Source organism: Salinigranum sp., from assembly GCF_041641895.1.
Taxonomy (GTDB): Archaea; Halobacteriota; Halobacteria; order Halobacteriales; family Haloferacaceae; genus Salinigranum.
Window position 1 is genome coordinate 1 of the sequence record NZ_JBEPXO010000072.1, and the last position, 20,739, is coordinate 20,739.

At 70.3% G+C, this 20,739-nt stretch carries 23 protein-coding genes; 11 read left to right on the forward strand and 12 right to left on the reverse strand.

All coding sequences use genetic code 11. The features are described from left to right. The 7 genes from ACESK5_RS14525 to ACESK5_RS14555 all read right to left on the reverse strand — a co-directional run. Positions 1 to 944 (reverse strand): APC family permease (locus ACESK5_RS14525; RefSeq protein WP_372912299.1); only part of this gene is annotated, 944 nt, incomplete at its 3' end. Between the two features lie 209 nt (positions 945 to 1,153). Continuing rightward, positions 1,154 to 1,405, reverse strand: coding sequence for a hypothetical protein (locus tag ACESK5_RS14530; RefSeq protein ID WP_372912300.1), 252 nt, complete (start codon positions 1,403 to 1,405; stop codon positions 1,154 to 1,156). A 39-nt stretch (positions 1,406 to 1,444) separates the two neighbouring features. Next, a complete protein-coding gene (locus ACESK5_RS14535) occupies positions 1,445 to 1,957 on the reverse strand; it encodes a hypothetical protein (protein ID WP_372912301.1) in 513 nt (170 codons plus the stop codon). Beyond that, on the reverse strand, positions 1,948 to 2,931 hold the full coding sequence (locus ACESK5_RS14540; protein WP_372912302.1) for a metallophosphoesterase: 984 nt from the start codon (positions 2,929 to 2,931) through the stop codon (positions 1,948 to 1,950). Before ACESK5_RS14540 ends, ACESK5_RS14535 begins: the two co-directional genes overlap by 10 nt. After that, complete coding sequence (locus ACESK5_RS14545; protein WP_372912303.1) at positions 2,928 to 3,050, reverse strand: hypothetical protein; 123 nt, start codon at positions 3,048 to 3,050, stop codon at positions 2,928 to 2,930. The genes ACESK5_RS14540 and ACESK5_RS14545 overlap by 4 nt, the downstream gene beginning before the upstream one ends. 106 nt (positions 3,051 to 3,156) lie before the next feature. Further along, a complete protein-coding gene (locus ACESK5_RS14550) occupies positions 3,157 to 3,603 on the reverse strand; it encodes a hypothetical protein (protein WP_372912304.1) in 447 nt (148 codons plus the stop codon). Between the two features lie 26 nt (positions 3,604 to 3,629). Then, entirely contained in the window at positions 3,630 to 4,358 is a 729-nt protein-coding gene (locus tag ACESK5_RS14555; protein WP_372912305.1) for a YqjF family protein, read from the reverse strand. Between the two features lie 257 nt (positions 4,359 to 4,615). Here ACESK5_RS14555 and ACESK5_RS14560 point away from each other — a divergent pair, with 257 nt between their 5' ends. From ACESK5_RS14560 to ACESK5_RS14600, 9 genes are all read left to right on the forward strand, one after another. Then, on the forward strand, positions 4,616 to 5,128 hold the full coding sequence (locus tag ACESK5_RS14560; protein WP_372912306.1) for a macro domain-containing protein: 513 nt from the start codon (positions 4,616 to 4,618) through the stop codon (positions 5,126 to 5,128). Positions 5,129 to 5,160: 32 nt separating this feature from the next. Then, positions 5,161 to 5,445, forward strand: a complete 285-nt coding sequence (locus ACESK5_RS14565) for a hypothetical protein (protein ID WP_372912307.1) — start codon at positions 5,161 to 5,163, stop codon at positions 5,443 to 5,445. Between the two features lie 80 nt (positions 5,446 to 5,525). Continuing rightward, positions 5,526 to 6,134, forward strand: a complete 609-nt coding sequence (locus ACESK5_RS14570; RefSeq protein WP_372912308.1) for a beta-class carbonic anhydrase — start codon at positions 5,526 to 5,528, stop codon at positions 6,132 to 6,134. Between the two features lie 183 nt (positions 6,135 to 6,317). Beyond that, the gene (locus ACESK5_RS14575) at positions 6,318 to 7,643 is read left to right on the forward strand and encodes an NADH:flavin oxidoreductase (protein WP_372912309.1); all 1,326 of its coding nucleotides are present in this window, start codon (positions 6,318 to 6,320) and stop codon (positions 7,641 to 7,643) included. 62 nt (positions 7,644 to 7,705) lie between these two features. Beyond that, positions 7,706 to 8,080, forward strand: coding sequence for a helix-turn-helix domain-containing protein (locus ACESK5_RS14580; protein WP_372912310.1), 375 nt, complete (start codon positions 7,706 to 7,708; stop codon positions 8,078 to 8,080). Next, positions 8,081 to 8,374, forward strand: a complete 294-nt coding sequence (locus tag ACESK5_RS14585; protein ID WP_372912311.1) for a hypothetical protein — start codon at positions 8,081 to 8,083, stop codon at positions 8,372 to 8,374. It begins immediately after the preceding gene. 75 nt (positions 8,375 to 8,449) lie between these two features. Next, positions 8,450 to 8,902 carry a thioredoxin gene (gene trxA / locus ACESK5_RS14590; RefSeq protein WP_372912312.1) on the forward strand — a complete coding sequence of 151 codons (453 nt, stop codon included), beginning with the start codon at positions 8,450 to 8,452 and terminating at the stop codon, positions 8,900 to 8,902. Positions 8,903 to 8,960: 58 nt separating this feature from the next. Beyond that, on the forward strand, positions 8,961 to 10,439 hold the full coding sequence (locus ACESK5_RS14595) for an AMP phosphorylase (protein WP_372912313.1): 1,479 nt from the start codon (positions 8,961 to 8,963) through the stop codon (positions 10,437 to 10,439). Positions 10,440 to 10,481: 42 nt separating this feature from the next. Further along, on the forward strand, positions 10,482 to 11,429 hold the full coding sequence (locus tag ACESK5_RS14600; protein WP_372912314.1) for a ribose 1,5-bisphosphate isomerase: 948 nt from the start codon (positions 10,482 to 10,484) through the stop codon (positions 11,427 to 11,429). A 190-nt stretch (positions 11,430 to 11,619) separates the two neighbouring features. On the opposite strand, the gene ACESK5_RS14605 is transcribed toward ACESK5_RS14600, so the two are convergent. Then, the gene (locus tag ACESK5_RS14605; protein ID WP_372912315.1) at positions 11,620 to 12,540 is read right to left on the reverse strand and encodes a sodium:calcium antiporter; all 921 of its coding nucleotides are present in this window, start codon (positions 12,538 to 12,540) and stop codon (positions 11,620 to 11,622) included. Positions 12,541 to 12,573: 33 nt separating this feature from the next. Continuing rightward, complete coding sequence (locus ACESK5_RS14610) at positions 12,574 to 14,511, reverse strand: DEAD/DEAH box helicase (RefSeq protein WP_372912316.1); 1,938 nt, start codon at positions 14,509 to 14,511, stop codon at positions 12,574 to 12,576. A 114-nt stretch (positions 14,512 to 14,625) separates the two neighbouring features. Here ACESK5_RS14610 and ACESK5_RS14615 point away from each other — a divergent pair, with 114 nt between their 5' ends. Continuing rightward, the gene (locus ACESK5_RS14615; RefSeq protein WP_372912317.1) at positions 14,626 to 15,894 is read left to right on the forward strand and encodes a hypothetical protein; all 1,269 of its coding nucleotides are present in this window, start codon (positions 14,626 to 14,628) and stop codon (positions 15,892 to 15,894) included. A 20-nt stretch (positions 15,895 to 15,914) separates the two neighbouring features. Here the strand turns inward: ACESK5_RS14615 and ACESK5_RS14620 are convergent, their stop codons facing one another. The 3 genes from ACESK5_RS14620 to ACESK5_RS14630 all read right to left on the reverse strand — a co-directional run bounded on the left by ACESK5_RS14620 (position 15,915) and on the right by ACESK5_RS14630 (position 18,683). Continuing rightward, entirely contained in the window at positions 15,915 to 17,093 is a 1,179-nt protein-coding gene (locus tag ACESK5_RS14620; protein WP_372912318.1) for a pyridoxal phosphate-dependent aminotransferase, read from the reverse strand. Next, positions 17,090 to 17,494 (reverse strand): 6,7-dimethyl-8-ribityllumazine synthase, encoded by a 405-nt coding sequence (gene ribH / locus ACESK5_RS14625; protein ID WP_372912319.1) that lies wholly within the window; start codon positions 17,492 to 17,494, stop codon positions 17,090 to 17,092. Before ribH ends, ACESK5_RS14620 begins: the two co-directional genes overlap by 4 nt. Before the next feature lie 112 nt (positions 17,495 to 17,606). Beyond that, the gene (locus ACESK5_RS14630) at positions 17,607 to 18,683 is read right to left on the reverse strand and encodes a 2,3-butanediol dehydrogenase (RefSeq protein ID WP_372912320.1); all 1,077 of its coding nucleotides are present in this window, start codon (positions 18,681 to 18,683) and stop codon (positions 17,607 to 17,609) included. A 151-nt stretch (positions 18,684 to 18,834) separates the two neighbouring features. Here ACESK5_RS14630 and ACESK5_RS14635 point away from each other — a divergent pair, with 151 nt between their 5' ends. Then, positions 18,835 to 20,586 carry a flippase activity-associated protein Agl23 gene (locus tag ACESK5_RS14635; RefSeq protein ID WP_372912321.1) on the forward strand — a complete coding sequence of 584 codons (1,752 nt, stop codon included), beginning with the start codon at positions 18,835 to 18,837 and terminating at the stop codon, positions 20,584 to 20,586. Positions 20,587 to 20,739: the final 153 nt, after the last annotated feature.

The following is a 20,739-nucleotide window of genomic DNA, read 5'->3' on the forward strand; positions in this document are numbered from 1 at the left end:
GTCGAGAACACCGCCCCGAAGACGATGACCGCGCCGCCGTTCTTGATAACCGGCAGTCCGGTCGGCATGAACTCGGTGGCCGCCGCGGCGATGCCGGCTTCGCCCGCCTCGGCCAGGCCGCTCGCCCCGAGTGTCCCGATGGCGACGGTGACGACGAGCAGGTAGACGGCGACGGTGACGGCGAGGCTGACGAAGATGGCCTTCGGGATGTTCTCGCGGGGGTTCTTCACCTCCTCCGTGACGGTGGTGATGAGGTCGTACCCCTCGAACGCGATGAACGTCAGCCCCATCGCCGGCAGGATGGAGAACGCCGTCTTGTCGCCCGGGAAGAGCGGCTGGAACTCCGCCGTCGTGAACAGCGGCGAGGTGACGCCGAAGCCGACGAACACCATCAGGATGGTGACCTTCGTCGCGGTGAATATCGTCTCGACGCTCCCGCTCGCGGCCGTGGAGACGGCGTTCAGCGCGACGAACAGGAAGACGGCCGAGAAGGCCAACCCGACTCCGGCGGGTACCTCGACGCCCACGGCCGGCAGTGCGACCCCACCGACCTCTCCCGGCGGGGGGACGATGCCGTACACGTGGAGCAGTTCGAGGAAGTTCGGCGCGAACCCGAGCGCGTACAGCGCGCCGGCGATCATGTACGCGAACCACAGCATCCACCCCATGAGGAACGACTGGAGGTCCGCGAACACCTCGCGGACGAAGGCGTAGCCGCCGCCGGACTTCGGGATGGCGGAGGCGAGTTCGGCGTACGAGAGCCCGGTGAAGGCCGTGACGACGCCGTTGAGCGCGAAGACGAAGATGGCTGCCGGTCCCGACAGCTCCGCCGCCAGGCCGGTGAGGACGAAGATGCCCGCGCCGATCATCGCGCCCATGCCGATCATCGTCGCGTCGAGGAGGCCGAGTTCGGCCTCCGGCGCGCGCTCGCCGTGACTGCTCATCCGCCCACCCGTCCCCTCCCAGGAGACGGGCTGTTCACCCCGCCGTGCGTTCGTCGGTTCGTCGCGAACTGTCCACCGTTCCGGTGTGCACCGATCGACTGAGCCGTCGACGTGCCCCCCATACGCGCCCTCATTATTATTCGCCCCCCTTTGATTCTCCGGCCACTCCCACCGACCGGGAACCGTCCCCGGCGTTCAGAATCCCCGGGTCAGCGCACTCCCGGACGGCCGACCGCCCCCGTGACTGCGCGCCGCGCCGCCGCGACGTCGTGGCCGACGGACGCGACTGCCGCCAGCCCCGGTCGCTCGCCGTAGAGGTAGCCAGTGACGTCGTCGTCGACGACGGCGAACGACCGTCGGTGACGGGCGAGCGTCGCCTGTCGATCCGCGGCCACCTCGTCGAGGGCAGCAGCGAGACCGTCGAGGCGGTCCCACGCCGACAGCGCCACCTCGACTGGCACGTCGCGTTCCGCTGGACCGTCACCAGAGACAGCCGCCTCCTACGAGCGGACGCGACCGAGTTCCGAACGGACGCGCCGACAGCCCCTCTCGACGGCGCCGAGCGACCCCCGTTCGCGGTCGAGGAGCGAGACGAACGAGTCGCGGGTGTCGAGAGCGACGTCGACCCGCTCGACCAGCGCCCGTCGACCCTCGGGCGTCAGCGACCCCGCACAGACTGTCTGGGCCGCGTCCGGACCGAGTTCGGCCGCGAGGTGTTCCGCCACCGACTCCCCGGTGTCGGCGCCGGCCGTCATCACGGACTGCCGGTAGGCGCGAGCGAGCGGACTGTTCGGCGGTCCGCTGGCGGGCGTCTGGACGGTCGTGACCATCCGTGCGCGGGTCACCCCCGCATCGGCGCCGGGGGTGGGGGCGGGGGCGTCCGGTGCTCGAGACGGGTCGGTGTCGGCGCGAGCGACTGCCGTCCGGAAGCGTCGGAACCCGTCCCGTTCGGCGGCAGTCTCGCATCGCTCGGTCTCGACCGCTCGACGCGCCGCGGCCAGTGTCAGCGCCACCGGAGCGCTCCGGGGACGTCCGCGCCGACGACGTCGACGCGCTCGTCGACCCGCGGGAGGGTCGCGAGCAGTCCGTCGTCGGCGTGCGCGGCGATTCCCTGTCCGTGTGCGTTGCCGGCGTCGGCGCGGACGTACGCCTCAGCCATCCCCTTCCCGTCCGCGAGCGGGACGAACCGGACCGTCGTTCCCTGCGGCCCCGCCTCCAGAAGTAGCCCGGCGGGAGGGAACGAACAGGTCGAGGGCGCGACGAGTTCGCGGACGCCGTCGCGTGCTGTCGTCGTCGGGAGGTGGAGGTGTCCCGAGAGCGCGAGGACGTCGTCGCGTGCGGCGAGGACCGCACGCACCGGGTCGTGGTTGCGGAGCTGGTAGAAGTCGCCGTCGGGGAAGGAGCCGGCGTGGTCGCGGGGGTGGAACAGCAGGTGGTGCATCGCCACGACGGGGTGGTCCACCTCGTCGACAGTCCGGCGGAGCCAGTCGAGCGTCGCGGCGCTCACCTCCCCCTCGTGCGTCTCCGTGAGACGGCCGCCCGCACTGGCCGTGTCGAGACAGAGCAGGTCGAGGCCGCCCACCCGCACGCGGAACGGGTACCGCCCCCTCCCGTACCGTTCGCCGAACGCGGTGGCGTCCGGCGCGACGTAGTCGTCCCACACCTTCGGGACGTCGTGGTTCCCCGGGACGGAGACGAGCGGGGCCGAGAGCTCCGACAGCACCGCGTCCGCGGCCGCGAACTCGCGTTCACGGCCGTCGCGGGTCAGGTCGCCGAGGCAGACGCACGCGTCGACTGCGAGGTCGTTGGCGACGTCGACAGCGGCCCGGAGGCGGCTCTCCGACCGGTGGAACACCTTCCACGTCCCCGTCGCCGTCGGCGAGACGTGTGCGTCCGCGACGACGAACAGCCGTGTCGGCCTCTCGGGACGCGGGGCCGCCAGCCGAGCGAAGACCGGACCGACGCTCGCGTCGGCGGTCGTTCTCATCGCTGGACGGTCTCCGTGTACGTTCCGAGCAGTGTCGAACGGTGCAGCCGGATGCGTCCCGTCTCGGCGCAGAGTTCGATCCGGAGGTCTGGGGCCGCTCGCTGGTCGTCACCCGTCATCGTCGGCTACTCGACCCGTCCGTCACCTAAACGTATCGGACATATTATATATTATGGTACGTATCTGGATAGGTGCGTCGGAACACTATATAGCGGTGAGTCCGGCTCAAGTGACGATTGCGCCGGCGGTCAGAAAGAGGAACACGCCCGCAACGGCGGCACCGCGGAAGAGGCCGAGGGCGTTCGCGGCCGGTTCGCGGACCTTCCGCTGTCCGACGCCGTCGCGGAGGCGACTGCTGCCGACTTCGACCAGCGCCGTGAGCGCGAGCCAGAGGACGACCATGGCGACGACGAGGTTGCCGTTCGTCGTCGAGGCGAGGCTCCCGAACGTGTATCTGGTCCCGGCGAGGTGGCCGCCGCTGAGGAGCATCAGCACCGAGGCGACCCGCGACCAGCGCGTCATCGACCGTCCCATCGACGCCAGCGGGCCGGCGTTCAACTCCCCCGCCCGGGCGGCGGGGAGGACGACACCGGCGAAGAAGACGACGCTTCCGACCCAGAGCGCCCCGACGAGCAGGTGGACCGTCGCGAGCGCCGTATCGACCAGAGTCATACCGCGAGCCACGGCGGCACCCGTCTTCAACGTACCCGTCTCCGACGGCGGTTCTCCGCCGACTCGCCGACCGGCGTGAGTCCGCCCGCGGTCACGTCGAGCGGTTCCGCGACGTGGACGAGCGGGTCCCCGCTCGGGGACTCGAACCCGGCCGCGCGGAACAGCGACTCCTCGTGGACCGTCGCCTCGCCGAGTGCGAGCGTCCACGGTTCGTGTGCGATGTCGCCCCGATAGAGGCGGTTGCCGCGGGTGAAGAAGCGGTAGTTCTCGGTGAGGAAGCCCGGAAGCGACCCCGGGTCGGGCACGAACGAGTCGCCGTCGCGGCCGTAGGAGACGTCGAGTCGGGCCCGCGGTTCGCCCGCATGGTCACGCTCGCTCCGCAGCCTGAGCCGGTCGCTGTCGTCGCCGTCGTGGCCGACCGTCATCCGCGCGCAGAAGTACGGGAGGGCGTACAGCGACCGCGCCACCGAGACGGAGAGACGGTCGTCCGCGTCGAGGCTGAAGAAGTAGACCCCCGACTCCTCGCCCCGCGTGACGTACGTCCGGAGGTTCACCTCGGGGAACGTCCGCCCGACCGGCGACCCGCGCGGTCTGATGTCCTCCATGACGAACGCGACGATGCCGAGCCACGCGTCGCCGTCGTAGGTGGCGACGTCGACACCCGCGGGCAGGCGAGCGTTCACGGCGGACGGGTCGGTCGGCCAGTGTGCGAACAGTCCGTCGCGCCACCGCATCGAGAGCAGGTCCGTGGCCATATCGGAGCCGAGGACCGGAGACACTTCTGGGTTCCCCGACCCGGAAGAACACAAGAGATATAATCGGTTTTGAGAGAGAGTACTGTGGGGACGGCGCGGCGTCGTGCCGATCCGTGCACGCCATACCCACCCTTGCACGGGCTCGTCCCCTTCTCTCGAACGCGACACCCGAGCGCGGCGACTCGGACTCGCGCCGCGACGACCCGAACACGCGGCGACGCGCTGGATTCTTTCCGCACGCGGTCGAACCCTCTCGCATGGAGTTCACCGTCGTCCAGGGAGACATCGCCGCACAGTCCGCCGACGCGCTCGTCAACGCGGCCGGGACCAGCCTGAAGATGGGGTCGGGCGTCGCCGGCGCGCTCCGCCGGGCGGGCGGTCCCGAACTCGACGAGGCAGCCGTCGCGCAGGGGCCGGTCGACCTCGGCGCCGTCGCCGTCACGGACGCGTACGACCTCGACGCCGACTACGTCGTTCACGCGGCGGCGATGCCGCACTACGGCGACGGGCAGGCGACGGCCGAGAGCATCCGCGACGCGACCCGGAACGCGCTCGCCGCGGCCGACGAGCGCGGCTGTGAGTCGCTCGTCGTCCCCGCGCTCGGCTGTGGGGTCGCGGGGTTCGACCTCGCCGAGGGGGCGCGAATCATCTGTGAGGTAATCGACGGATACGAGCCGACCACGCTCTCCGACGTCCGGGTCATCGCCTACAGCGACGAGGAGTACGAGACCATCAGGGACGTCGCACGCGGGGTCCGGGGCCGGGAGTAGCCTTTTGTCCGACCGGTCCTCCGAGTCAGTCGATGGACGTGCCCGAGGACGCCCCGGACGTCTGCCCCGTCTGTGAGACCACTTACGACTCGGTCTCGCGGCACGATGCGGGCCTCATGGTGAACCTCCTCGACAACGCCTGGTACCGGCGGGTCTGTTTCGAGCCCGTCTCGGACGACGGCGTCGCGTACGTCCGCTTCTACCACCACACCCACGCACAGGTCGGTGCTGCGCGGGAAGGCCCGACCGACGATGTCACCGACACGGCCGTCCGCTCCGACCCCGTCTCGGGGGACGCCCCGCCCGATAGTCGGTAACAATCTCCGGTATCTCGGTTCGTCGGTCCGTGTTTCCCGAACACGAACGCTGGGATGACTGGCGTCCCACCGTTCGGCCGATGTTCGACGAATCCGACCACGACCACGAGCACGTCCACGAGTACGTCGACGAGCGGGTCGACGACCGAGACGACTGGGCCCGTCGCCGTCGCAAGGGGATTCCGACCGACGAGAACCTCCTCGTCGTCGCCTGTATGGACGAGCGCATCCCCGTCGCATCCGCCCTGGGACTGGAACTCGGGGACGCACAGATCTACCGCAACGCCGGCGGGAAGGTGACCGACGACGTCGTCCGCAGCGCCGCGCTGACGACGAACTTCTTCGACACCGACGAGATCATCGTCGTCAACCACACCGACTGCGGGATGATGAGCGCCCGGGACGAGGACGTCGTCGCCGGCCTCGAAGCGCAGGCGGGCGACTTCGACGACGTGGACCTCGACCCCGCTCTCCCCGAACTGAACATCGGTGACGCCGGGGTCGACGAGTGGGTCCGCATGACTGACGACATCGACGAGGCGTGCTCCGCACAAGTCGCGTATCTGGAAGAGCACGACCTCATCCCCGACGACGTCACCGTCTCCGGCTACGTCTACGAGGTGGAGTCCGGCGAACTCCGACGGCCGGGCGAGCGCGTCGCCGAGGAGATCAGTGAGCGACGGGTGTAGCGTCACGACTCGACCGAGACTTCTTGTCGGAGGCCGCGGCCACCCCACGGTGTGACCTGACGACGGTCGTGGGGTGGTTCGCGACGCGACGGCACACCCGCCCCGCGAGCGGCCCGTGCCGTCCGTCCGCCCTCCCCTCGAACCGCCCCCCGAGGTTTTGCCGCTCGGGCACGTTCTCCTCGCATGGTCCGACTCGAGGACCCGCTCGACATCGGCGGCCTCACCGTTCCCAACCGCCTGTACCGCGCCCCCCTCCTGGAGTGTGCGGGCAACGGCGCCGGCGCCGTCGACGCGCTCGTCTCGCACCTCGAGCCGGCCGCGACCGCGGGCGCCGGCCTCGTCTGTCAGGGTGCGACCATCGTCCGCGGGCCGGGCGGCTGTGCCGCCCCCAACATGACGTACGTCGACGACCCCGACTTCGTCTCGCGGCTCTCGCGGGTCACCACCGCTATCCACGACCACGGGTCGACCGTCGCCATCCAGCTCGAACACGGCGGCCTCCGGAGCATGGAGACGTGGCACGCTGGCTACCGCTCCCGACACCCCGACTACCGGCAGCTGGCCGTCTCGCCGCTCCCCCCGCTGCTCCGACTCGCCGACCGGCTGGGACTGCTCTCGTACGACCCGGACGTCATGACCAGGGAGGAGGTGTACGACCTCGCCGCGGACTTCGGTCGTGCCGCCGGCTACGCCGTCGACGCTGGCTACGACGCAGTCCACATCGCCGGGGCGAACATGGGCATCGTCCACCAGTTCCTCTCGCCGTTCTACAACCGCCGCGACGACGAGTTCGCCGACGGCGTCCGCTTCCTGGAGGTGGTCCACGACGAGATTCGCGACCACGCCGGCGACGTTCCGCTCCTGACCAAGGTGCCCGCGGAGACGGAAGCGCCACCGGGTGTCCCTCACATCACCAGCCGCGAGGCCGTCCACGTCTGTCGGCGACTCGCCGACTACGGCTACGACGCGCTCGTCCCCGTCACCGGGAGCGTGTTCTGGGACGCCAGCATCGTTCGCGGGGCGTTCCCCGACCACGCCTGGCGTGACGACCGGTTCCGCGACGGATACGTCGAGGCGTTCGGCGGCCGGCTTCGCGCGGCCCTCGTCGCGGTCGGGAACTGGCTGGAGTCGCTCGTCTACGACTTCGAACCCGCCTGGAACGCCGGTATCTGTCGCGCGGTGCGTCGGGTCGTCGACGTCCCGGTCCTCGCCGAGGGTGGTATCCGGACGCGCGGGGAGATCGACCGGCTGCTCGGCCGCTCGTGCGACATGGTCGGCATGGGACGGCCGTTCTACGCCGAGCCACGGCTCCCGGCGCGACTGCTCGACTCGACGCCCGAGACGAGCGCCGTCTGTGCGAGCTGTAACAACTGCACCGTCCCGCAGGTCACCGGCGCCGACGGCGTGTGCCGGACGCCGGACGTCCTCCGGGAAGCGGGTCGACTCCGACGCGACGGCGCGTACGACCGACCGGACGCGGCGCCGGAGTCGTCCTCGGAGAGGGACTGACAGCCGTCGCGTCGGGCGGAAATCCCCGAAGGTTAATACCGGCCGTCACGGACCGGTTCGTAATGGCTCGCGACCGCTCGGAGGAGGAACCAGACGAGTTGCAGCCCGTCCTCAACGCGCTCGACGACGCGGACGCGAGAGCCATCGTTCGCGGACTCGAGAAGCCGATGACTGCGAGCGAAATCTCCGAGCGCTGCGACATCCCCCTCTCGACGACGTACCGGAAGCTCGACCTCTTGACCGACGCGTCGCTCCTCAAGGAAGGGACGGCGATCAGGGCCGACGGACACCACGCGACCACGTACGAGGTGTCGTTCGAGGCCGTCCGCGTGTTGCTCACCGAGAGCCGGGAGTTCGAGGTCGAAATCGAGGGCGGCGAACAGGGCCCCGACGAGCGACTCGCAGACATCTGGTCGAAGGTCCGGAGGGAAACATAAATGGTTCACACGACAGCCTCACAGACGGTCGTATCGCTCATCATCGCGGTGAAGACTGCCATCCTCGTGCTGGGTGGGCTCATCACCTACTTCAGCCTCAAAGCCTACCGCCGGACGGGCGAACGCTCGCTCCGCGCGCTGGGAGTGGGGTTCGGTATCGTCACCTTCGGCGCCCTCGTCGCAGGTATCCTCGACGCCATCCTGGGGGTCTCGTTCGCGGTGGGTGTCCTCGTCGACGCGGCGCTGACGTTGCTCGGGTTCGCCGTCATCACCTACTCGCTGTACTCGGACTGACCCCGCGCGCACCCGCCGGAGAGTGTTGTCTCTAGCGCACAAAACCGTTAAGCGGCTCGCCCGAGTAGTCCGGGTATGTCCGACGCCGAGGAACTGGAAGACATCAGACGCCGGAAACGCGAACGACTCGAACGTCGGCTCCGCGAGGGCGAGGGTGACGGTGACGTGAGCGACGGCGACGTCGACGCGGACGAGTCGGGGAGGACGCCGACGACGCCACAGCACATCGAGAGTGCGAGCCACCTCGACGAGTTCGTCTCGACCCACGGGGTCGTCCTCGTCGACTTCTACGCCGACTGGTGTGGGCCGTGCAAGATGCTCGAACCGACGGTCGCGCAACTGGCCCGCGAGACGCCGGCGGCGGTGGCGAAGGTCGACATCGACACCCTCCAGGGCCTCGCCTCGCAGTACGGGGTCAGCGGCGTCCCGACCCTCCTCCTGTTCTCGGACGGTGAGCCGGTCGAGCGCGTCGTCGGCGTCCGCGACTACGGGACGCTCGCGTCGTTGGTCTCGGGCTACGCCGGCTGACGCGTCCGGCCGCCTCGGCCGTGACTAGAGTTATGCGAGTCAGCCGTGTCCTTCGGGTATGCAGTTCGACGTCGAACCGGTCGACATCGCCTCCCGCTCGCCGACCGTCCTGTTGAACGAGAGCGACGCGGCCGAGCTCGGCGCGCACCCGCTCGACCGGGTTCACCTCGACCACGCCGAGGGGACCACCGTCGGCATCGTCGAACTCACCGACCAACTCGTCCCACCGGGCGTCGTCGGGACGACACGGCGACTCGACGCCATCTCAGGCCCCGTCGACGTCTCGCTGGCTCCGACGCCGGCGTCGGTACGGTACATCCGGAAGAAACTCGACGACGTCGAACTCGAACGCCACGAGTTCGAGCGCATCGTCGCCGACGTGACCGACGACCGGCTCGCGGACGTCGAACTCGGTGCGTACGTCGCCGGCGTCTACACGAACGGGCTCTCGCTGCAGGAGACGCTGCACCTCACGGAGGAGATGACGGCGGCCGGCGAGGTCATCTCCTGGGACCGCAGCGTCGTCGCGGACAAACACTCCATTGGCGGCGTCCCGGGGAACCGCGTCACCCCGATTTTGGTTCCCCTCGCTGCCAGCGCGGGACTCACGATGCCGAAGACGTCGTCGCGCGCGGTGACCTCGGCCGCGGGCACCGCCGACACGATGGAGGTGTTCTGCGACGTCTCCTTCTCGCGGGCAGAGGTCGAACGCATCGTCGACGACGTCGGCGCGTGCATCGTCTGGGGCGGCGCGGTGAACCTCTCTCCCGTCGACGACAAGATTATCCGCGCGGAGACGCCGCTCTCGCTCGACCCGCCCGGCCAACTCATCGCGTCGGTGCTCTCGAAGAAGAAGAGCGTGGGGTCGACCCACGTCGTCGTGGACATCCCGTACGGCGAAGGAGCCAAGATGGAGAGCCTCGCCGAGGCCCGGGAGTTCGCGACCGACATCCGCCGGGTGGGAGACCACATCGGACTCACCGTCGAGTGTGCCATCACGCTCGGCTCGCAGCCCATCGGTCACGGCGTGGGACCTGCCCTGGAGGCGCGCGACGTCCTCAAGACGCTCGACGGCGCAGGACCGGCCGACCTCCGGCTGAAGAGCATCCGCCTCGCGGACGTGCTGTTCGAGTGCTGCGGCGTCGACGCCGACGCGGCCAGCCTGCTCGACTCCGGTGCGGCCCGCGAGCGGTTCCAGCGCATCGTCGCCGCGCAGGGGGGTGACCCGGACGTCTCGCCCGGCGACCTCGCGGTGGGCCGACACACGCAGGTCGTCCACGCCGACCGCGCCGGCATCGTCACGCACATCGACAACCGCCTCGTGAACGACCTCGCGCGACGGGCGGGGGCGCCGAGGGACCACGGCGCCGGCGTCGACCTCCACTGCCGCGTCGGCGACGCGGTAGAGACGGGCGAACCGCTCTGTACCGTCCACGCCGAGGTGAGCGCCAAACTCGAGGACGCGTCGTCGCTCCTCGAACGAACCGAACCCATCCGCGTCCGGGGCGCCCGGGAGACGCTCGTCGAACGCGTCTGACGTCCCGGCCCACTTTTCACCGCCCGTGTGCTATCTGGTCGCATGGACGTGCACCGGGAGGTCCACGAGACGGCCGAGGCCATCGACACCATGGAGACCCGGGGTGCGGCGGCCATCGCGGATGCGGCCGCTCGTGCGCTCCGCACACAGGCGCGAGCGAGCGACGCCGACACCCCCGAGGCGTTCCGCGCGGAACTGCGGGCCGCCGCACGGACGCTGTTCGCGACGCGTCCGACGGCGGTGAGTCTCCCGAACGCGCTCCGGTACGTCCTCCACGGCGTCGGCGGTACCACCGTCGCGGCCCTCCGGGAGTCGGTGGAGTCGACCGTCGCGGAGTTCTGCGTCCGACTGGAGCACGCGCAGGCCGACCTCGGCGAGGTTGGCGCGAACCGCCTCCGCGACGGCGACGTCGTCATGACGCACTGTCACTCGACGGACGCGCTCGCCTGCATCGAAGCCGCCGTCGACCAGGGGAAGCAACTGGAGGCGGTCGTCAAGGAGACGCGCCCGCGGAACCAGGGACACATCACGGCGGAGGAGCTCGGTGCGCTGGGCGTTCCCGTCACGCTCATCGTCGACAGCGCGGCGCGGCACTACCTCAACGACGTCGACCACGTCCTCGTCGGCGCCGACTCCATCGCCGCCGACGGGAGCGTCATCAACAAGATCGGCACCTCGGGGCTCGCGGTGAACGCCCGCGACAGGGGGACGCCGGTGATGGTCGCCGCTCAGACGCTCAAACTCCACCCCGCGACGCTCACCGGCCACACCGTCGACATCGAGATGCGCGACGTGTCCGAGGTGGTCGACGAGGAGACGCGGGCGGCTATCGGCGACCCCGACGTGGCGAACCCAGCGTTCGACGTGACCCCGCCCAGATACGTCGACGCCATCGTCACGGAACGGGGACAGTACCCCCCCGAGAGCATCGTCACGTTGATGCGCGAACTGTTCGGCGAGGGGACGACGCGACCGTGGGAAGAGCCGTGAGACCGCGCGTCGGAGACGGACGGTCGACCGGGGAGACGTGGCCGACGGCACCCCGGTAGTCCCTCGTGGTGGTCGCCCGCCGTGCGGTCCGTCACGCCAGCCGCGCGGATCCGCGACCGCTCTCTACCCGCGCGGACCCGCGACCGCCCACGCGACTCACCCGCAAGGCCCTGCGAGGACCCGCGACCGTTCACACGAACAGGAACGAGGGGAGATAGAGCGCGAGGCAGACGAGCGCCGCCCGGCGGTCGATTCCCCGACGCCAGTAGAACAGCCCCAGCACGACGAGCGAGACGACGAGCATGTACGCGGCCGACACCCTGACCGACCCGATGTCCGTCACGACGACGTCGGCGACGAGTGCGCCGACGCCCAGTGAGAAGACGGGGTCGGTGATGTTGCTCCCGAGGATGGCGCCGACGGAGATGCCCGAGTCGCCGCGGTGAGCAGCCAGTCCCGCGACGAATATCTCGGGCGTGGTCGTCCCGAGGCCGGTGAGGACGCCGACGAGGAACTCCGACACCCCGACGAGGCGAGCGATGGCGATGCCGTTCGTCACGAGCAACTGTCCCCCGACGACGACCAGCGCGAGGCCGCCGCCGATCCACGGCAGCGCCCGTTCGGGCGGTTCGGCCTCCTCGACCACCTCCTGAGCGACTTCGCTCCCGCCCTCGTTAGTGTACAGCGTGTAGACGAAGTTCACGTACGCGAGCATCATCAACAGCCCCTCCGAGCGCTGGACGACGCCGTCGTCGAGCGTCAGGAGCATCACGACCATCGCAAGCGTCATCGCCCCGCCGTATATCATCACGTTCCGCCGCTCGGCGACGATGGGCGAGATGAGCGCGACGGCGCCGATGGCGAGCGTGATCTGTGCCGTCTCCGAGCCGACGATGTTCCCGACGACGATGTCGCCCGCGCCGTACCACGCGCCGTACACCGAGGTCACCATCTCGGGGATCGACGTGCCCACCGAGATGAGCGTGACGCCGACGAAGAACGGCGAGATACCGTAGAAGCGGGCCAGCTCGGCCGCGGCCGTCACGGCGCGGTCGGAGCCGACGACCAGCGCCCCGAGGCCGACGACGAACAGCGCGAGTTCGATCAGCATCGTCCGGCGTGACGACAGTCTGCCGGAAAGTTCTTACTCGTCAGACACGTCCGCGCCGAGTTGCGCCCGAATCTCGCGGAACGCGGCGCCGTCCTCTCCGACGACGTCCGCGACGGCGGCGGCCGCCCCGAGCAACCACTGGGCGCGCTCGACGCGCGACTCGAGGTCACCGGGCCCGATGCGGTACGCCTCGACGAGTTCCTCCGTGGAGGCACCGTCGGCCCACTCCAGCAGGATGCGCGCCGTCTTCACCGCCTCGAGCCACCGCTCGAAGCGGTCCGTCGCGCCCATCTCCGTCGTGAGTTCGGCCGCGTGGCGCCGGGCGTACTGGTACATCGTCGCCCGCTCGCGGTTCCCGAGGTAGGTGCCGTGCATGTCCGGCGTGTCGCAGATCACCTCCAGCGCGGTCAGACCGGTGACCGTCTCCAGCTCCCGCATCGCCTCGACGCCCTCGACGACGCGCGCGCCGGTCCGCGGCGCGACGTACTGCCGGGAGACGGCCTCACCCAGCGGCGTCGCGGCCAGCGGTCCGTCTCCGTTACCTCCCCCATCGGCCGCGAGCATCTCCCACTCGACGAGGTCCGCGACCACGCTCTCGACGAGTCCCGCGAGGCTCTCCTCGGGCCGGTCGTGCGCGTAGAACGTCGCGTCGAGGAGGTCCAGCACGCCCGCCTGCGAGTCGGCGAACCCCGACGCGACGATGGCGAGGACGTGTGTCCGGAGCGCCTCGCGGTCGGCTAGCTGTGACTCGACGGCCTCGGGTTCGGCGCCCACGTACCGATCCGTCAGTTCGTCGCGCTCGGCCTCGTCGGCGGCGACGAGCACCGCTTCGCCGTAGGGGTCGAGGTGCGGCCGCCCGGCGCGGCCGCACATCTGGTGGACCTCGAGGACGGGCAACCACTCCATCCCCGACCCGGTGTAGCGCTGCTGGTCGCGGATGACCACCCGGCGGGCGGGGACGTTCACGCCCGCAGCGAGCGTCGGCGTCGCGCAGATGCACTTCAGCTCCCGGTCCCGGAAGGCGTTCTCGACGAGGGCGCGGTGTTCCGCGCGGAGGCCGGCGTGGTGGAACGCGACGCCCTCTCCGACGCAGTCGGCGAGGCGTCGCCCGGTGTCTGCCTGCCCCGCCTCGCGGACTTCCTCGGCGAGCGCCTCGGCCGTTCCCACGCGCTCCTCGGCGAGGCGCGTCGCCAGCGCCTCCGCCTCACGCCGCGACCGGACGAACGCGAGACACTGTCCACCGTCGTCGATGGCGCCGCGGACGAGTTCGACCGTCGCCGCCGTGTCGGCGTCCTCCGCGTCGCCGTCGACCGTCACGGCCAGCGTGGAGCCGTCGTCGAAGTCGACGCGTCCCTCGGCGTAGACCCCGGTGCGGAGGTCGACGGGTCGCCAGCGGCTCCGGACGAGTTCGGCACCGAGCCAGTCGGCGATCTCGTCGGGGTTGTCGACCGTCGCCGACAGCGCCACGACCTGTACGTCGGGCGCGCGTCGGCCGAGCGTCGCCATCGTCACCTCCAGGGTCGGGCCGCGCCCCTTCGAGCCGAGGAGGTGGACCTCGTCGACCACGACGCAGGCCAGGTCGTCGACCCACGACGCCCCGCTCCGAATGGCGGAGTCGACCTTCTCCGCGGTGGCGACGACGACGTTGTACGACCCCAGCTCCTCCGCGGAGTCGAGGTCACCCGTGGAGATGCCGACGTCGACGCCGGGGAGGGCGGAGAACGTCTCGTACTTCTCGCGGGCGAGCGCGCGGAGCGGGACGATGTACAGCGCCGGGCCACCGGCGGTGAGCATCGCGAGTTCGGCGACGAACGTCTTCCCGCTCGCGGTGGGGACGGCGACGACGACGTTCCGGCCGCGGGTGATACCCGCGTCGACGGCCGCCGCCTGCGGCGGGTAGAGTTCGGTGATGCCCGCCGCCTCGTAGTGGGCGACGACGTCGTCGGCGAGCGGCAGGTCACGGACGCGCATTCGTTCGTTCCTGGGGCCGTCCGGGTATAAAAGTCTCCGCGCCGCCTCGCGCGGTCGAACGGCCGTCGCGCCACACGGCGATGGCTATTACCGCCGGCCGGCCGATTCGTCCCCGTGAACCGACGGAGTCTCCTCCGGGCACTCGGCGTCTCGGGTACGCTGGCTGGCTGTGCCGCGCCCGTCACCCCCGATAGCGGGGAGGGGACGCCGCCCGTGACCCCCGACGTCGACTCGCCGCCGCCCGCCCCGCCGGCGACTGTCCCGCTCGGCTACACCTACGTCCGTCCCGACGGCAACCGCCTCGTCGACGGGTCCGGGTCGCTTCCGGAGACCGACCCGGTCGACGTCGCGCTCGGCGCCCGGTCCGAGTGGGTCGTCGGCGTCCCCCACGACGACGGCGTCCTCCTCGGCGTCGTCACCGGTGAGGGGACGGACGCGGTGTCGGTCGACGGCCGGGAGGCGGCGCCAACTGACGCCGACCTCGGTCCGGCGCGAGGGCCACCGCTCCTCGTCGGCGGCGACGACCCGGGGTTCGCTCCGGCACTCGGGTCCCCGACGACGCACCCCGTCCCGACGACCGGCGGGTGGGCCTCCGTCGCGCCCGACGGCGTCGTCCGCCTGCCCGGTGGGCCGAACGCCGACGTGGACGCCCTGCCCGACGCCCGCATCGTCGGTGCGGCGGGGCGGCTGTACGTCCTCGCTGGCCGAACGGACGCGTACGCTCACGGCGTCCTCGGCGACGAACTCGAAGCCCGTTCGGTCGCCGTGCTGGACCCTGCCGGCGGCGTGGAGCGGACGCTCGACGTCCCCGCGGGCGTCGTCGAAGGGCTGGTCCCCATCGTTGCGGACGTGGACGGCGACGGCGAGCGCGAGGTGGTCGTGACGACGAGCGACGCCGACCGGGGTTCGCGTCTCGTCGCGCTCTCGACGTCGGGAGCGTCGCTAGTGGGCCCAGCCGTCGGGACGGGCTTCCGCTGGCGGCACCAGCTCGCGGTGGCGCCGTTCGGCCCCGACGGCGAGACGGAACTGGCGGCGGTGAAGACCCCGCACGTCGGCGGGACGGCGGAGTTCTACCGCGCCCGCGGCGGACGACTGGACCTCGTGGCAGAACGGCGTGGCTACTCGACGCACGCCATCGGCTCGCGGAACCTCGACGGAGCCGTCGCGGGCGACTTCGACGGTGACGGCCGGGTCGAACTGCTCCTGCCCGACGACCCACAGCGGTCGCTCGCGGGGTTGCGGCGAGTGGATGCACGTGTCGAAGACGTCTGGCGGCTCCCGCTCGGCGGGCGGTCGACGACGAACCTGTGTGCCGTCCCGACCGGGTCGGGAATCGTCGTCGCCGTCGGCGTCGGCGAGACGCTCAGGGTGTGGCCGGCGTGAGCCGAGGCTGGGGGCGACGCTCAGATGAGGTCGGCCTCGGCGAGGCGGTCGACGGCCTCGCGCAGGCGCTCCTCGCTCGCGGCGTAGGAGATACGGGCGTAGCCGGGCGCGCCGAACGCGCTGCCGGGCACCGTCGCCACCTGTGCCTGTTCGAGGGCGTCTTCACACCACTGCTGGTCGTCGCCGTCGGGGGCGAACTCGGGCATCATGTAGAACGCGCCGTCGGGGTACGGCACCTCGACGTCGTGTTCGTCGAACAGGTCGAGGAGCATGTCGCGGCGCTCGCGGAACGCGTCGCGCATCTCCACGACGGTGTCGTCGGTGCGCTCCGACAGCGCCTCCACACCGGCGTGCTGGACGAAGTTGACGGCGCACGACACGGAGTGCGAGTGGACCTTCCCCGCCTGCGAGACGAGTTCCTCGGGCGCGCAGTAGTAGCCGAGCCGCCACCCGGTCATCGAGAACGCCTTCGAGAAGCCGTTGAGGGTGATGGTACGGTCCGCCATCCCGTCGAGGGAGGCGAGCGAGGTGGGTTCGACGTCGTAGGCGATGCGCTCGTATATCTCGTCGGAGATGACGGCGACGTCGTGTTCGACGGCGAGGTCACGGACGCCTTCGAGCGCCGCGTCGGAGAAGACCGATCCGGTCGGGTTCGACGGGGAGTTGACGACGAGGAGTTCGGTGTCGTCGCTCACTGCCTCGGCGAGGTCGTCGAGGGCGGGTTCGAGCTGGAAGTCGTACGGCGAGAGGTCCACTCTCGACAGAGAACCACCCGCGAGCTTCACCATCGCCTCGTAGGAGACCCACGCGGGGTCGAGCAGGACGACTTCGTCCCCGTCGTCGACCACCGTCTGGATGACCTCGAACAGTCCCTGCTTGCCGCCGGGGGTGACGACGACGTTCTCCGGTCCGCAGGAGATGCCGTTGCCCTGCAGTTTCGTCGCGATGGCCTCGCGGAGTTCGGGGATGCCGCTCGAGGAGGTGTAGCCCGTGTGGCCCGCGTCCATCGCCTCCTTCCCGGCCCGAACGACGTTCTCCGGCGTGGGGAAGTCCGGCTCCCCGACGGAGAGGTCGACGACGTCCTTCCCCTCTGCTTCGAGCTCCGAGGCGAGGTTCGAGATGGCGAGCGTCGCGCTCGGCTCGACTCGCTCGACCCGGGCCGCGAAGTCGAACTCGTGTGCGTGTCCGTGTTCACTCATGCTAGTGAGTTCATCATTTCGACGGCAGCGTATACGGCTTCCGCTCCTTTGTCGACGCGCTCGCGCGCCTCGGCACCGCTCATCCCCGGTCCCGAGACGCCGAACAGGACGGGCGTGTCGCGGTCGAGACTCACCTGCGTCAACCCCTGCGCGGCCGCGTCGGCGATGACCCGGTCGTGGTCGGTGTCGCCGGTGACGATGGCACCGACGACGACGACGGCGTCGACGTCGTCACGGCGGGCGAGGCGGTCCGCCGCGAGCGGGGTGTCGTAGCTCCCCGGTACCGAGAGTGTCTCGACGACCTCCGCGTCGCGCTCCGCGGCGGCTTCCCGCGCGCGCTCCTCCATCGGTCCGGTCACGGATTCGTTGAACTGCGCGACGACCAGTCCCAGTCGAGTCATACCCGACGGTCCGCCGGGGACCTAAAAGAGGTGTCGTCCGGCGCCGGACCCACGGCCGACGTCGGACGCTGTCACTCCCGCCGTCGAGCGACCGACTGCGGGGAGACGGCGCTCAGGAGTTGGGGTCGACGAGAATCTTCACCTGGTTGCTCTCGGGGTCGAGGAGCGACTCGAAGCCGCCCTCGATTATCTCGTCGAGACCGATGCGCGCCGTGATGAGCGGGTCGACGTCGAGCGTCCCGTCCGCGAGCATGTCGATGACCATGCCGTACTCCTCACCCGACCGCGGTCCGCCGAGGTACGCGAGTGTCCCCGTGATGGTCCGTTCGCCGAGCACGAGGTCGATGGGGTGGGAACTGGCCTCCTCCTCGAAGATGCTGACGATGGTCGTGGTGCCGTGTGGGCGCGTCGCCTGGATGGACTGTTTGTACGTCGCCTCGATACCGGCCACCTCGAACGTCTGGTCGACGCCGCCGTCGGTGAGGTCACGAATCTCCTCGACGGCGTCGGTGTCGGAGGGATCGATGAGCGTCGTCGCGCCGGACTGCTCCGCCAGGTCACGGCGGGCCTGTCGAGGCTCGGAGACGATGATGTCACCCGCGCCGGCGGCGCGCAGCGCCTGGATGACCGACAGGCCGATGGGACCGCTGCCGAACACGGCCGTGGTGTCGCCCGCCTGGACGCCGGCACGACGCACGGCGTGGAGGCCGACGGCGAGCGGCTCGACCAGCGCGCCGTGTTCGATGGGGACGTCCTCGACGAGCGGGACGGCCTGGTGTTCGCTCACGACGACGCTCTCGGAGAAGCCGCCACCGCCGCCCGAGAGGCCGACGAACCCGATGGAACTGCAGACGTGGTAGTTGCCCTCCCTGCACTGGCGGCACTCCCCACAGGCGAGGATGGGGTTGATAGCCACCGCGTCACCGGTCTCGAGCGAGTCGACGCCGTCGCCCACCTCGCTCACCACGCCGCTGAACTCGTGGCCCATCGTGACGGGGAGTTTCTCCCCCGAGATGGGGTGGGGTTCCTCCCCGGGAATGAAGATGGGGCCGGCGGCGTACTCGTGGAGGTCCGTCCCACAGATGCCACAGGTCTCGACGTCGACCCGCACCTGCCCCCGCCCGACGGTCCCGGGTTCGACGTCCTCGATGCGTACGTCCTTCTGCCCGTAGTACACTGCTGCGCGCATTGCGTCCGTACGGACTCCTCTCTAAATGATAAATCATAACATATGATTTATCCCACGAACGTCCGGGGCGAAACGGGCTCGAGTCGGGGCCGGCAGGAGTGTTCGACGCGGAACACAAGAGTTGTAATCCCCGGATGCACGACTACCACTCATGCGTACCGACGAGGGGCCGCTGGCCTCGAGAACGTTCCTCGCCCTCCTGGGACTCTCCCTCCTCGCCCTCCTCATCCGCGTCGTCTCGCTCGGTGGCCGCGTGATGCACTGGGACGAGGGTCGCGTCGGCTACTGGATCCTCCGCTACCAGGAGACGGGCATCCACTCGTACCGCCCGATCGTCCACGGCCCGTTCCTCCCCATCGTCAACGACTACCTCTTCGTCTTCCTGCCGGCCTCGGACTTCGCCGCCCGCCTCCCCGTCGCCGTCGTCGGCGGCCTCTTCCCCCTCGCGGCGTGGCTCTTCCGCGACTACCTCGACGACGACGAAGTGGTCGCACTCGGCGCGCTGTTCGCGCTCAACCCGCTCCTCGTCTACTACTCGCGATTCATGCGGAACGATGTCCTCGTCGCGGCGTTCTCCGTCGTGGCGCTCGGACTCCTCGTCCGCGCGCTGGTGACCCGGCGTCTCGGCTATCTGGTCGGCGCCGGTGCGTTCATGGGGCTGGCGTTCACCACGAAGGAGAACGCGCTCCTCTACGTGGCCTGCTTCCTCGGTGCCGGCGTCCTCGTCGTCGACCACCGACTCGTCCGCGAGACCCGGGCGGGGACACGCCTGAGCGACGTCCTCGCCGAGACGTGGCCGACCGCCGTCTACCGGTGGGTGCGGGGCGACGACGCGACGTTCGAGCGTGGTCTCGCCCGGTTCGGCCTCCACGTCGTCGGGGCCGTCGCGGCGTTCTTCCTCGTCGTCGTGTTCTTCTACGCCCCGCGCCCGGACCTCTGGGCGGCGCTGTCGAACCCGGCGGCACTGCCCGGCCTGCTGGAGGAGAGTACGGTCGGCCCCGCGGAACGGTTCTACGGCACCTGGGTCGACGGCGGCCACCAGGACAACGACTACCTCCCGTTCCTCTACGGCTACCTCGAGACGTTCGTCTACGGCGCGCCGGTCGTCCTCGCGTTCGGTGTCGTCGGCGCGTTGCTCGACCGCTACTCGCCCACGAACCCGGGCTTCCGCCCGCTGGTCGCCTTCGCGGTCTACTGGGGCCTCGCGAGCGTCGTCGGCTACCCGCTGGCGACCGACATCGAGGCGCCCTGGGCGGTCGTCCACGCCGTCGTCGCCTTCGCCATCCCTGCCGCGGTGGGACTCGCGTTCGTCGTCCGCGCCGGGGTCGACTCCATCCACGACGACGACCGGGTCTCGACCGGACTCGCCGCGCTCGTCCTCCTCGCCGCCATCGGCGGGACGATGGGCGCGAACGTCGCCTACTGGAACTCGACGGAGGAAGCGGACAAGGAGGTCCTCCAGTGGGCACAACCCGGCAACGACCTCCGCGAGTCCATCGTCGACGTGCGGGCCGTCGCGGAGGCCAACGAGGGGACCGACGTGCTCTTCTACGGGACGACGACGCCGGGCGGTGACTCGGTCGAACTGTACGTCTCCGACGAGTCGTCGGCCGACACGCCGCCGCCGGGCGGCCCCGCCTGGCACTCGCGTCTACCCCTCCCGTGGTATCTCGAACTGTCCGACGCCGAGGTGACGTCGACGTCGCCCGACACGCCACCCGAGGAGGCGCTCGCGGACGCACCGCCGGTCGTCGTCGCCCACGACTGGGACCGCTCGGAAATCGAACCCCACCTGGAGGGGTACACGGCCCGCGAGCACGACTTCAAACTCTGGGGCGAACACGTCGTCGTCTTCGTCGACGAGGACGCCCTCCGGCAGGCGCGACAGACGCCGCGCACCTGAGCCGGCCGGGTATCCACGTCCGTGGGTATCGGACCGGTCGAGGTGGCAACTCTTATGCACTGACGTACAGCAGTATCGCGTGTGACGCTCGACTCCGACCCCACCATCCCCGGTCCGACGCTCGGCGTCGTCGGCGGGGGGCAACTCGGCCGG